This is a genomic window from Akkermansia muciniphila ATCC BAA-835 (assembly GCF_000020225.1).
In the GTDB taxonomy this organism is placed as follows: domain Bacteria; phylum Verrucomicrobiota; class Verrucomicrobiia; order Verrucomicrobiales; family Akkermansiaceae; genus Akkermansia; species Akkermansia muciniphila.
The window spans coordinates 1773356-1786005 of record NC_010655.1 but is presented as its reverse complement, the minus strand read 5'-3'; the positions used below and the strand labels follow the sequence as shown (position 1 = coordinate 1786005).

At 56.9% G+C, this 12650-nt stretch carries 13 protein-coding genes; 9 read left to right on the top strand and 4 right to left on the bottom strand.

Annotation, left to right across the window (positions count from 1 at the left end; translation table 11 throughout):
- The first annotated feature begins 325 nt into the window (after positions 1 to 325).
- From AMUC_RS08005 to AMUC_RS07990, 4 genes are read left to right on the top strand one after another with little or no spacing between them, the layout of a single operon-like run.
- Positions 326 to 1033, top strand: coding sequence for a type I 3-dehydroquinate dehydratase (locus tag AMUC_RS08005; RefSeq protein WP_012420532.1), 708 nt, complete (start codon positions 326 to 328; stop codon positions 1031 to 1033).
- A gap of 19 nt (positions 1034 to 1052) precedes the next feature.
- On the top strand, positions 1053 to 1979 hold the full coding sequence (menA, locus tag AMUC_RS08000) for a 1,4-dihydroxy-2-naphthoate octaprenyltransferase (protein WP_012420531.1): 927 nt from the start codon (positions 1053 to 1055) through the stop codon (positions 1977 to 1979).
- A gap of 40 nt (positions 1980 to 2019) precedes the next feature.
- Positions 2020 to 2451, top strand: coding sequence for a hypothetical protein (locus AMUC_RS07995; protein WP_012420530.1), 432 nt, complete (start codon positions 2020 to 2022; stop codon positions 2449 to 2451).
- A 7-nt stretch (positions 2452 to 2458) separates the two neighbouring features.
- Positions 2459 to 2938, top strand: coding sequence for a hypothetical protein (locus AMUC_RS07990; protein WP_012420529.1), 480 nt, complete (start codon positions 2459 to 2461; stop codon positions 2936 to 2938).
- 56 nt (positions 2939 to 2994) lie between these two features.
- Here AMUC_RS07990 and gluQRS read toward each other — a convergent pair whose 3' ends face one another.
- Complete coding sequence (gene gluQRS, locus AMUC_RS07985) at positions 2995 to 3840, bottom strand: tRNA glutamyl-Q(34) synthetase GluQRS (protein WP_012420528.1); 846 nt, start codon at positions 3838 to 3840, stop codon at positions 2995 to 2997.
- 131 nt (positions 3841 to 3971) lie between these two features.
- Between gluQRS and AMUC_RS07980 the strand changes: the two genes are divergently transcribed.
- On the top strand, positions 3972 to 5846 hold the full coding sequence (locus AMUC_RS07980) for an SLC13 family permease (protein ID WP_012420527.1): 1875 nt from the start codon (positions 3972 to 3974) through the stop codon (positions 5844 to 5846).
- A 511-nt stretch (positions 5847 to 6357) separates the two neighbouring features.
- Here AMUC_RS07980 and gmk read toward each other — a convergent pair.
- Genes gmk through AMUC_RS07965 form a run of 3 tightly spaced genes read right to left on the bottom strand, consistent with a single transcriptional unit; the run spans position 6358 to position 9127 of the window.
- A complete protein-coding gene (gene gmk, locus AMUC_RS07975; RefSeq protein ID WP_035196567.1) occupies positions 6358 to 6951 on the bottom strand; it encodes a guanylate kinase in 594 nt (197 codons plus the stop codon).
- A 5-nt stretch (positions 6952 to 6956) separates the two neighbouring features.
- Entirely contained in the window at positions 6957 to 7832 is an 876-nt protein-coding gene (locus AMUC_RS07970) for a YicC/YloC family endoribonuclease (RefSeq protein WP_012420525.1), read from the bottom strand.
- Between the two features lie 20 nt (positions 7833 to 7852).
- A complete protein-coding gene (locus AMUC_RS07965) occupies positions 7853 to 9127 on the bottom strand; it encodes a valine--pyruvate transaminase (protein ID WP_012420524.1) in 1275 nt (424 codons plus the stop codon).
- 108 nt (positions 9128 to 9235) lie between these two features.
- Between AMUC_RS07965 and AMUC_RS07960 the strand changes: the two genes are divergently transcribed.
- Genes AMUC_RS07960 through zupT form a run of 4 tightly spaced genes read left to right on the top strand, consistent with a single transcriptional unit; the run spans position 9236 to position 12618 of the window.
- On the top strand, positions 9236 to 9697 hold the full coding sequence (locus AMUC_RS07960) for a hypothetical protein (RefSeq protein WP_012420523.1): 462 nt from the start codon (positions 9236 to 9238) through the stop codon (positions 9695 to 9697).
- Positions 9698 to 9717: 20 nt separating this feature from the next.
- A complete protein-coding gene (locus AMUC_RS12665; protein ID WP_012420522.1) occupies positions 9718 to 10722 on the top strand; it encodes a hypothetical protein in 1005 nt (334 codons plus the stop codon).
- A gap of 13 nt (positions 10723 to 10735) precedes the next feature.
- A complete protein-coding gene (locus AMUC_RS07950) occupies positions 10736 to 11755 on the top strand; it encodes a thioredoxin family protein (protein WP_012420521.1) in 1020 nt (339 codons plus the stop codon).
- Between the two features lie 50 nt (positions 11756 to 11805).
- Positions 11806 to 12618, top strand: coding sequence for a zinc transporter ZupT (gene zupT / locus AMUC_RS07945; protein WP_012420520.1), 813 nt, complete (start codon positions 11806 to 11808; stop codon positions 12616 to 12618).
- The last annotated feature ends 32 nt before the right edge of the window (positions 12619 to 12650 follow it).

Genomic DNA, 12650 nt, shown 5'->3' with positions numbered 1-12650 from the left:
TCACCTAGCTCCCTCCGAACTCCCTTTTCAAGCCGGACCTCCATTCTCAACATGTTTTTAACGTGCAGAGGCAGGAAAATAACGCCCTCCGCCACAACAAGGAAACGGACCATACGAAACAGCCCTGCCGGCATCTTGAACGGCAGCCGGCGCCAACATCCGTCAATCCGTCTGCCGGGAAACCGGCCAACAGGGCTGGCACAGGAAGAAAAACACAGTTCCAAAAGGGGAAAAGGCAGGCGAACTGACATACTCGGCCCCAAAATGAAGTGGAACTCATCAATAGAAGATTGACCTTCCTTCCTTTGCTGGGATAGTAGGATGTATGCAGCAGATTGTACGTGAACATCAGGCCTATCCGCCGAAAATCGTTGCGTCCGTTACCTCGTGGGAGCTATGGAAAACGCTGAAAGGAAAAGATTTAACAGACCAGTGCGATCTAGTAGAACTGCGCGTGGATGCCCTTCCCCCGGAACTCACGACTGAACAGGTTATGGAGTTCCGGCCGGAGATGCCCCTGCTGGTCACCGTGCGCTGCCATGAGGAAGGAGGGCTGCGCCGCATCCCGGAAGAAGAGCGCTTTGCCCTGCTCCGGGCCTATATGCCGTATGCCGCCGCCATGGACATTGAAATCAAGGCCATGCGCCACGCCAGGGAACTGGTTATGGAAGCGCGGGAGCGGGACGTCATCATCATCGGCTCCACCCATGATTTCCAAATCACTCCGGGTGTGGATTACCTGCGCGAACAGGAAAAAAAGGCGCGCTCCTACAAGGCGGATATCGTCAAATTTGCATTCACGCCCTGCCTGGCCTCGGACATCCAGACAGGAGTACAGCTTTTCACCAAGCCCAAGGGGCCGATCGCCGTCATGGGAATGGGGCCCATGGGACCCGTCTCCCGCCTGCTTTACTCTCAACTGGGTTCCTGCCTGGTATATGGCTACCTGGGAGAAGAGGAAACGGCCCCCGGGCAATGGCACGTCTCACTCATTAAGGAAACCCTCCGCCGCCTCGGCCCCATCCTCCGCTGATTACGGAGCCTTCCCTCACATGAATATCATTACTTCCGCCTTTCTGGCGGCACGCCCCAAGACGCTCACCGCCTCCCTGATTCCGGTATGGGCAGGCTGCATGGTGGTGCAGAAACTGACCGGCAGCTGGAATGCGTCCCTGGCCCTCCTGACACTGACTTCCTGCCTGTGCCTCCAGATTGCCTGCAATTTTTTCAATGACGCCATTGACCATGCCAAGCACGCCGATACGGAACGGCGAACCGGGCCCGTGCGCATGACGGCCAGCGGAGCCCTCTCCCACAGAACAGTCATGCTCATCGGCCTCTTCTTCCTGCTGGGAGCGTGCCTTCTGGCCTTTCCCCTTATCGAACTGCGCGGCTGGCCCATCCTCGCCATCGGCATCCCGTCCCTCTACTTCACCTATGGCTATACGGGAGGGCCGTGGCCGCTGGCCTACAAGGGCCTGGGGGAAATATTCGTCATCCTCTTCTTCGGACTGGTTGCCGTACTGGGAACCATTCTGGTGCAGATAGGCACGGCGCCCGTCGTACCCGGCACGCTGGTGGAATCGCTTGCGGTGTACAATGCCGGCATCGTAACAGGCATTCAATGCGGCCTCCTGTGCGCCGTCATGATATCCGTCAACAATATCCGCGACAGAAAGGAAGACCTCACTACGGGCAAGCGCACGCTGGCCGTGCGGCTGGGGGAAGGAAAGGCGCGCGCCATGGCCCAGTCTTTCATCCTGGCTGCCTACATCACGCTGCCCACATCCAGCCGGGCCCTTCACCTGAACCTGTCCCATACGTGGTGGATGTGGATACCCTCCATCCTCTTCGGCGGGTATCTGATGCTCCTAATCCGCAAAACGCCCGCGGACAGCCGCATGAACAGGGTACTGGCACTCTCCTCCCTCCATTTGCTCCTGTATCTGGCTACCTACACAATTCTTCCCACACGCTGAAAAACGCTTAACCCCGCCAGCGTAGTTAACTACGTTCATCATGAATCCGCTTCCATTCATTCCCGCTTTTCTTATTCTCCCTGTCCTTTTCTCCTGCACCCAAAAAAGCAATCTGGAAATCGCCACCGGCAAAGTGACGACCATCAAGCTGGGCAACGTGGTCCGCATCAAGGAAATCAACGTCCTTACCTCCACGGACGATGGCACCTTTGCCAACATGGCCGGAACGGCGGCGGAGGCCATGACTCCCGGCATCATCGGCATGGGGACCTCAAAACTGGCTTCCGCCACAGGCTCCATCGTGGACGGCAGGGTGGAAGCCGTCAAAATGATCCGCGTGCGCGTCAAGCTCAAGGATACGAACGAACTTGTGGAAGTACAGCAGGAAGTAACGCCAAACTTCACCCTGAAAATAGGCCAGGAAGTCGTCATTACCCAGGGAAGCACGCCCGGCAATGTCTGGCCCGATTAACGGATATATGAACCACGCCGCGGCACCAGCCCCGCCGCCCCGGGGCCTCCTGATTAAGAGCACGGGCCTCCTGACGGCCGTCTCCCCCCTCTGCACATGGCTCCTTTGGGACACCCTCCCTGCCGCCGCATTGCTGGTCCCCCTGTTTCTCGTTTCCATATTCGCAGGAACGGCACGGGCCATGAAAAAAAACATCCATGAAACATTCCTGCCAGTACTTCCGGCGGTATGGCTCACCCTGGCCGCGGGGCTGGCCTTCACAGCCGTCAGCCTGTTTTCCCAGGCGGCTTTCATCTGGCTTCCCCAGATACTGGCAGGAACGGCAGCCATGCCGCACGCATGGCTCATCCCGCTGGGGCATCTGAATCTGCTGGCCATCCTGAGCTCCCTTCTCCTGCTGACCCTGGCGGCGGCTTATGCATGCCTGCTCTGCATCGGAAAGAAAATCACCCGACCGGCTGCTGGAAAAACGCAAGCCACAGCCTGACCCCTGCCTTTCCCGGCGTAACAACGCACCCCCGCCTATAAGGGAATGAAAATCCCTCAGCTCTCCCGCATCAGCCGGAACACGTCTTCCGGCCGCATCCCGGCGGCACGCATTTCCTGAAGGCTCAGGCTCCTGTCCCTCTTGGCAAGCCGCTTGCCGGAAGCATCCTTCACCAGCCGGTGATGATACCACTGCGGAACAGGAAGCTCCAACAGGGCCTGGAGCGTCCGGTGGATGCCCGTCACAGGGAATAAATCCTCACCACGGCTTACATGGGTAACTCCCTGGGCAGCGTCGTCCACAACCACGGCAATATGGTAGCTGGCGGCGCAGTCCTTGCGGCCCAGAATCACATCCCCCAGTTCTTCTGGACGGCAAACCTGATCTCCGAACCGCATGTCCCTCCATAGCAGGGGACCGGTAATCCGCGCCGCAGCACGGCAATCCAGCCGCCAGGAAAAAGGTTTGCCGGATTTGAGAAGCTCTTTCCTGCGCCCCTTGTCAAGCAGCCGGCAAGTTCCCGGATATACGTCCACGCAGCCCCCCTGCGGCGCCCCACCCATGGCGGCCACCTCCTCCGCAATCTCCCGGCGCGTACAGAAACAGGGGTACAGCACGCCCCGGTCCTTCAGCGTCTGAAGAGCGTGTTCATAAGCGCTGAAGCGTGAAGACTGAACCATCATGGGACCGTCAAAGCGGATGCCCAGCCACTCCAGATCTTTCAATATGCCCTGAACAAACTCCGGACGGCACCGCGTCTGGTCGATATCTTCCATCCTCAGCACGCACTTCCCGGAAAAACGGTTCGCCAGGGAACGGGCTTCCCACGCAGCCAGGGCGTGCCCCAGATGGAGATTGCCTGTAGGGCTGGGAGCAAACCTTGTTATTATGGGGGAATCCATGCGGCGCACCAACAATAAAAAAGCGCAGGAACCTTTTCAAACCCTTTCCGGAAAATTATTGCGGCTTGACAGATAGAAGCCGGGAAAGTAGGAGAGTTGGACCCTTTCCCCACACCTTCAACTTTCAAACCATGCTTCCTCTTCTCAACATCAACTCCGCCTCCGTCATAGGCTGGCTGGAATCAGCGGCCGCCCAGCAATGGATTGTAGGCATTCTGCTGGTCCTGTTATTCATCAGCTTCATCAAGGAATGGATGCCCGTGGAAATCACAGCCCTGACAGGCACCGCCGTCCTCATGCTCACGGGAATTCTGAGCACGCGTGATGTGCTGTCCAGCTTTGCCAACAGCGGACCGCTGACAGTGGTGTGCATGTTCATTCTGAGTGCTTCCCTGGAAAGAACGGGATTAATAGGAGACCTTTCCAAACTGTTCAACAAGGTAGCCAAGGGGAGGGAACTGACCGCCCTGCTGGTCATTACACTGGGAGCGTTCATGGTTTCCCCCTTCGTCAACAACACCCCGGTGGTCGTCATCCTGATGCCCATCGTGCTGGCCTTCTGCAGGGATCATAACATCGCGGCCTCCAAGCTGCTCATCCCCCTCTCCTACGCCACCATTCTGGGAGGCACCTGCTCCGTGGTCGGAACATCCACCAACGTAGTTGTGCTCGGCCAGGTGCAGAAACTGGGTTATGACGGCATCCAGATGTTCACGGTAACGCCCATGGGCCTGATTTATGCGGCGGCGGGCCTGCTCTACCTCTGGACATTAGGCCGCAAATGGCTTCCATCCCGCCCCACTTTGTCCACCATGCTTCCGGGCGGCATCCAGCGCGATTTCCTGCTCCAGGTCAGAATTCCCGCGGATTCCCCCCACATCGGCACCACTCCCATCAACCTGATGCAAACCGAGTTGCTGGGCACCAAAATCGTGGAAGTTCGCCGCAGGGGATTCTCCATGCAGGAAGAGCTGCAGCACATCAACCTGGAAGAAGGAGACCGCATTCTTTTCCTGTGCAACGCCAGAAAAGTCAACCAGGTGAGGGAAGCCAAAGGCGTGGACCTGGGCTGGGATGACAGCCGCGGGCTGGAAACGCTGGAGCAGCGCGATGTGCAAATCGTGGAAGGCATGATCGCCAACAATTCCGAATTCGCCGGGCTGTCCCTGTCCGAACTCAAGCTGCGCCAGAGATTCAACATCTTCGTGCTCGCCATCCACAGGCAGGGCAAAAACATCACGGACATGGGGCCGAACACCAAGCTGGCGGCAGGGGACACGCTTCTTCTGGAAGGACCGCAGGAAGGAATGAACCGCATCCTGACCAAGCAGCGCATCATCCCCCTGAGCCAGCGTCCTGCGGAAGCGCACAACCGCAGCAAACAGGGCTGGGCCATCCTGGCCATGGGGCTGTTCATTTTTATCGGCCTGCTGGGCTCCTTTGAGCAATACGGGGAATTCTTCAAATTCTTCGCGCGCTTCAATCCCTTCTATCTCGCCTACATCGGAGCTCTCATCGTCATCATCTCCGGCTGCATCAAGCCGAAGGAAGCCTACCAGGCGGTGGACTGGGGCATTATTTTTCTGATTCTGGGAATGCTGTGCGTGGGAGAAGCCATGAGCAAAACCGGGCTTGCCAAAGCCATTGCTTTCGGCGTAGTGGATAATATAGGCCCGTTGGGGTGCCTGGTCGCCATCTCCGGCCTGTACCTGATCTGCTCTATCCTGACGGAGATGATCTCCAACAATGCCGTAGCGGCCGTCATGGGGCCTCTGGCTTATGAAATGGCCCTGCAATTCGACGCCAACCCCATTCCCTTCATTCTGGCTGTCATGTTCGGCGCCAGCGCCAGCTTCTCCACCCCCATCGGCTACCAGACCAACACTTACGTGTACAATGCGGGCGGTTACAAATTTAAGGACTTCGTCAAAGTGGGACTCCCCCTCAACCTGCTCCTCTGGGTCATTTTTACCTGCGCCATCGGCTGGTTGTATCCGCTCAAGTAGAGCGATAATAGCTTTGGAAGGCCCGGTCAACGGAAAGGAAACCAAGCACCCGGTCAAAGGCGCCATCATTCCCACGGGAACAAAAAACAATATCCCTGTTTCGTCTAAAAGCAGGGCTCCTATTTTACATTATCCTTCTCCTTAAGAAGAGAACAACGGGAAACAGTAGTTTCATCCATCCACGTTCAACTGACAGTCAAACATTTTAGTCAAAAAGGCAATTAACGGATACAAGGAAACGGGGCAGTATCTGACCTACCGGGACACCTTTGCCTGGAGGATAATTTCAACATTGAATTATTCAAAGAGCCTATGAGTATCCTGCCCGTCAAGAATTTCAACCCGCGTTTTTTCACGCAGGCCGGATCAGAGGAAAGGGAATCACATACCATATAGGCACGGGAAGAAAACCAATTCCAAATGTCTCGGAACCGGAGCCGCCATCCCGGATGCCATGTGACGGGGGACGAAACGAGAGAACGCAGTCTCTCGATAAACAGGCAAGACCTTATCACCGCATCAGTCCCACCCGCATGGACTGGCATTTGAGCAGGGCGCAAAAGGAAGCATAATCCGTCTCGCGGTCGGAGGAAACCAGGCAGTACTGGTACTGCGGCAGGCAGGCGTCTTCCTGTTCCGCATTGCGAAGACGCAGGGCAATGGTTTCAGCGCCATCCGTCTGCCGTCCGCAAAGGCGGTTTTTAAGCTCCGCCTGCGGCACATAAATGTAAACGTCCACATAGCAGAGGGGTAGAATGCCCTCCCGGCAGGAACGGACTTGCCCAGCCCCCTGCACGTCAATATCCATCACCACGTTTTTCCCCTGTTCCAGAAGAGTCAAAATATCCGCTTTCAGCGTACCGTAGCGGTTGCCGTGCACCTCCGCATATTCCAGAAAGTCTCCCCGCTCCACCCTGGCGTCAAATTCGGCGGGAGTCAGGAAATGGTAATCCACTCCATTGACTTCCCCGGGTCTGGGCTGGCGCGTCGTGCAGGAAATGCTGTACACACACAGACCGTTTTCCGTCGCGCGGCGGCACAACGTCGTCTTCCCGGAACCGGAAGGCCCGGATACCACCAGCAATGTTCCCAATGGCTGTTTCATGGCTGTCATTCGATGTTCTGAACCTGTTCCCTGATTTTCTCCAGCTCCGTCTTGGCAGCCACAACCAGATGGGCCAGCGTGGAATCGTTCGCCTTGGAGCCGATGGTGTTGAATTCCCGGAAGATTTCCTGGCAAAGGAAATCCAGAGGCCTGCCCGCAGGAGCGGAGGAACCGCACAAGGTGCGGAACTGGTCAAAATGGGAGGAGAGACGGGTAATTTCCTCGGAAATGTCGCACTTGTCCGCAAACAGGGCCACTTCCCGGATGATGCGTTCATCGTCCGCGGAAACGGACAGGTCGGCATCAGCCAAGCGCTTGAGCATGGCCTCCCGAAGCCTGACAGGCACGAAAGGGGCATGTTCCGCGATACGGAGGCGGAATTGCTCTAAGACATCCAGCTTGCCAAGAACGTCCGCTTTCAGGTTGGCGCCTTCCGCCGCACGCATGGAAATAAAATCCTTCAAGGCGGCTTTGAGCGCCTTTTCCACCATCGGCCACGCTTCTTCCGGAGAAAAGGATGCTTCCGCTGCGGAAGTAACGATATCCAGCCTCAGCAGGTCGGACGCCTGGAGGGGCAACGGTTGACCTGTCAGGTCAGACGCACGGTTCAGCAGCTCCGCCAGGGAGGCCAGTTTCTGCTCATCAAGCTGGAGGAAGCCATCCGCTTCCTCCAGACGCTCCACAGAAATGGAGACGCCTACACGGCCGCGGGAAACAGCCCCCTGCACGATGGAACGCACGGAGGCGTCCCATTCCGCATAGCCGCGCGGCACATTGACGGCAATTTCCGTTTGTTTGCGGTTTACGCCTGATATTTCAACAAGGATATTATAACGGTCTGTCTGGGCGGCGGCTCTGCCGAAACCGGTCATGCTGTTCATGGATACGGGTCAGGTTTGGATTAAGAACGGGAGTAGGCCTTGCGCACTTCATCCGCCACGATGGAAAGCCCCTTGCGCAGGAGTTCCTCCGTCTGGGTGAAGCTGATGCGGATGCATTCATGACGGTGCGGCCAGGGTTCCCCCTCCTCCGGAAGGGCGAAGAAAAAGTGATGGCCGGGATTTACAAAACAGCCCCGTGACTTGCACCGTTCGTAAAGCTCCTGGCACGTGATGGGCAATCCCTCAAACCACAGCCACAGGAACATGGCGCCCTCACTCTTATGAACGCGCCAGGGGATGGATTCTCCGAAAAGTTTCGGCAGCAGGGACAGGGCGAATTCCGCCCGGCCGCGGTAAAACGGCGTGAGGGTTTCACGGCAGACTCTCTCCAGAGTGCCGTCTTCCAGATAAGGCGTCACCAGAGCCTGGCCCAGATTGTTCGGGCACAGGGATGACGTAGTCACCATGCTCACGACGGCACGAATGATCTCCGGGCGCGCAATGACAATGCCGGTGCGCGTTCCGGGCAACCCGATCTTGGACAGGCTCATGGTCAGGATCATGTTCTCATCCCAGGCCGGGGTTACGGGCACAAAACAAATATTGGGCAACGGAGGCCCGTAAGCATTGTCAATCATCAGGGGAACCCCGGCGCGGGAAGTCATTTCCCGCAGAAGCCCCAATTCCTCATCCGTCACCACGTTCCCGGTGGGATTCGTAGGCCGGGACATGCAGACGGCGGCCGTTTCCGGACGTATGTCCAGACGGTCAAAATCAATCACGTACTTGAACGTGTGCCCGTCCAGCATGCGGATGCCGGGCCGGATGCCCCGGAACATGACGCCGCCGCACAGGGATTGGGACTGGTATCCCACATAATCCGGGCACAGGGGAAAAAGGATTTCACGCACAGCACCGTCCGGGCACGGGCCCGCCAGCATGTTGAACAGTGTAAAGCAGGCCATCTGGCCACCCTGGGTAATCGCCACATTTTCCGGCGTCAGGTTCCATCCGCAACGTTCATTGAGAAAACACACCAGGGCACGGATAAAGGCAGGATCCCCGCCCGGATGGGCATAATGGCCCACCAGCACGTCAAATTTGCCATTTCGCACCAGTTCCCCCATGCTGCGCCGCCAAAGTTCCGTCACCTCAGGAATAACGGCGGGGCTCCCGCCGTTCAACTGGCACAGGCCGGCGTCTCCCGAATGGAGGGCCTTGAACAAATCCTCCATCAAATCATCAATACCCGTTCTGGCCGTCAGATGGCCTCCGATCTCCGATAATTGCATCATGCCGCGGGCATTGTAGCCGCATACGCGTTTTATGCGAGAAAAATCATTGTTCCGGAGGGCGCATGAACAGTTTGACTTTCCCCTCCGTTAAGGTTCATAATCCCCGGCATGTTCAACATCGTGAGATTCACCAGGCGTACCTGTCCGGCATTGGCCCTCACGCTGGCCCTTACTTCGTGCGACAGCAGTACGAATGAAGCCCTGACCTCCTTCCTGACGGGGAATTCATCCCAGGAACACCAGCAGCTCCAGGCCCAGCTCCAGCAAATGAAAAACGCACTGGCCCAGACGGAACAGGAAATAAGCCAGGCGGAATCCCACGATGCCCGCGTTAATTACAATCTTCAGAAAAGGCTTTCCAACCCGGGAAGAATCACGACGCCCTTCACGGTGAAGGATATAGATGTCCTGCCTTCCAAACGCCGCGACTTCGAGCACCTGTGCTTTGACATTGAAGACATGCGCAAAACGCTGGCGCAGCGCAAGCAGGAATTCCATGCCCTGCAATATCAATATAACGCGTATGCGGCCAAACTGGCTGAATTCAAACAAACCCACCCGGTAGACTAACCTCCATTCCCGCGCATCCCATGACCGACGCCCCCGCTCCCAGACAGCCGTCCGGCGAAACTCTCCCCCCTGCGGAAGACGAAACCCGCTTTGCTCCGAAGGAGAACGGAGGAGAACATAAGGATGAAAACTCCGCCCCCGCAGCCAAAAAACGTCTGAAAACCTCCCTGGACGTCGTCTCGGAACACGCTGCGGAAGAAGAATCCGCCCGGCAGGAGGATTCCGAACGGAAAGCCAGGGGAGACTCTCTTTTCTGGAACCTCTGCCTGGGGCTGTTCGCCCTTATCGTCATCAGTGCCGGCTATATTGTTTATGAAAAATTTTCCCAGCTTCCAGACCCTGTCAAAGATGCTCGGGAAGCTTTGGAGGACAATCATGCCCAGCTGCTGAAGAAGCAGGAACAGCTCAGGGAAATACGGAACAGGACCGCTCCCAAGGAACAGCTGCTCAGCCTTTTGGATATCTTTGAACATACGGCCTCCGACCTGGAAGAGACGCAAAAATCCATTGAGAAAGAGAAAATGCGCGTAGCCGGCATCCGGGGAGAAATCCGCTCCTACTTCGAACGCTACCGCCAACACGCCAGAGCCAAGGCACGCGGCCGCAAGTTCGACATTCTGAAGACATCCCATTCAGGCAAAACTTATTTGAATGTGGAAATCACCCGCGTGGAAAATGAATTCGTGCGTATCATGCACGAACAGGGAAGCACCTCCATTCCTGCCGGAGATCTTCCTGACGACATCCGGGAAATGCTGGCCTACGGCGACCCGCTGAATATTACGGCCATGAACCAGACGGATGCTTCCCTCAAATCCCCCGTTATCCGCAGGGCGCCCTCGCCGGCCCCGGCTGCCGCCCCCGTGCCCCAGCCCGCCAAAAAGAAAGTGGTGGTGGAAGATCTGGACCCGCCCGCCGGAAAACCGAAAATTGAAACACCTACCCATACCGGAGATTCCGGCAGCTCCTCTTCCGGAAACATGTGGGTTCCCCCCGCCCATTCTCCGCTTCCCCCCATGCAATAATGACATTCCTGCCATGAAAACAATCATACATCCCCTCGCAGCCATACTCCTCGCCTGGAGTGCCGGCGCCTCCGAAACATGGAGTACCAGCCCTGCGGAAGCCATGCAGCAAGCCGCCGCACAGAATAAGGGAGTAATGCTGGAATTCACCGGTTCCGACTGGTGCGGAGCCTGCATCATGCAGAAAAAGCAGGCTCTTTCCCTTCCTGAAATCCAGACAGCCATTTCCCGTTCCTTTATTCCCGTGGAACTGGACTACCCACGTAAAAAGCAGCAGGACGCGCAGACAAAAACTTCTCTGGAAACCTATAAAAAATCCTACGGCATCACCGGATTCCCCACGCTGGTGTTTGCGGATGCCCAGGGGCGGCCCGTCCACACCGTCGTAGGTTACGCCAATCCTGCCCAGGTCATGCAGGATACAAAAAAAGCGGCGGAAGCACTCAACACGCAGCAGTCCCTGACAAACAAGCTGGCGGAAAAGCTCACTGACCAGCAGCGGCGGGACACGCTGGTTCAATTGCTGAAAACGGTTCCCCAATCCAGCATCCGCACTTTCTATAAGCCGGCTCTGGCAGAACTGGAAAAACTGGACCCGCAGGACGCTTCCGGAATTCTCGCCAAACTGCACAGGGACGATCTGCTCCATGCCCAGAAATTGGAATGGGCCGATACGTTCCGGAAGAAAAACATCCACATTCTGGCGGATCAAAATCCTGATGAAGCGCTTTCCATCATGGACAGCTACTTGAAAAAGAACGGGCTTCTTCCGGAAGTCAAACAAGCTGTTCTCATGCAAAAAGTGTACCTGCTCATGCAGCAAAACAGGGTCAATGAATTGGAACAGCCTCTCAAAGAAGGCGTTGCGCTCCTCCCAAAAAGTTTTGAAGGAAAAGCGTTCGGCAAACTTCTGGACAAGCTGCCTGAAATCAAGAAGGAACGGGGCCTCCTGAAGCCGGGGGAAGAGCCCCCCCTTCCCCCCGGCGCCATCCGGGCCACGAAGATGATCGTTCCCACGGCTCCCGCAAAATAATACACCCCTTTCTTTACTGCCGGGGTCATCCCTGCCCGGCAGGTGCACGCATGGACCTTTCCGCCGACCACATCCTCGTTGTCTTCCTGCTCACCACGCTGGCTGGTCTTGCTACCGGCATAGGAGGCTTCATCGCCTTCTTCATGAAAAGGACGGATACAAAGGCACTTACTTTTGCCCTGGGATTATCCGGCGGAGTCATGGTGTATATCTCCCTGGTGGAACTGCTGGGAGAAGCCCAGCACAGGTTGATGGAGTTCGAAGGCCATACGGCAGGTTCCTGGATCGCCATTGCTTCCTTCTTCGGGGGAATTGCCGTGGCGGCTCTGATTGATTACCTGGTTCCGGAAGACGAAAACCCGCACGAAGCGCGCGGACCGGAAGACATCCATGGACAGGCCAGCGGTGAATTTTCCTCATCCCGAATTAAAAGGTCCGGCATTCTGTTCGCCCTGGCCATCGGCATCCACAATTTCCCGGAAGGAATCGCCACCTTTGCCGCCGGATTGGACTCCCTGACTTTAGGCACCTCCATCGCCCTGGCCGTAGCCGTCCATAACATTCCGGAAGGAATAGCCGTGGCGGTACCTCTTTACTACGGTACGGGCAGCCGTAAAAAGGCCCTTTTTTATTCCTTTCTCTCCGGTCTGGCGGAACCGGTGGGCGCGGCCATCGCCATGTTCTTCCTGTTCCACTTCCTCACACCTACCGTACTTGCGGTTCTCTTTGCCTCCGTCGCGGGAATCATGGTCTTCATCTCCTTTGACGAGCTGCTGCCCATGGCGGAACGCTGGGGACACCATCACATTTCCATCATGGGCATCATCGCCGGAATGCTGCTGATGGCGATTGTCCTGATCTGAACCGGCTGCAGGAGGGAACTTTCCATGTCCTG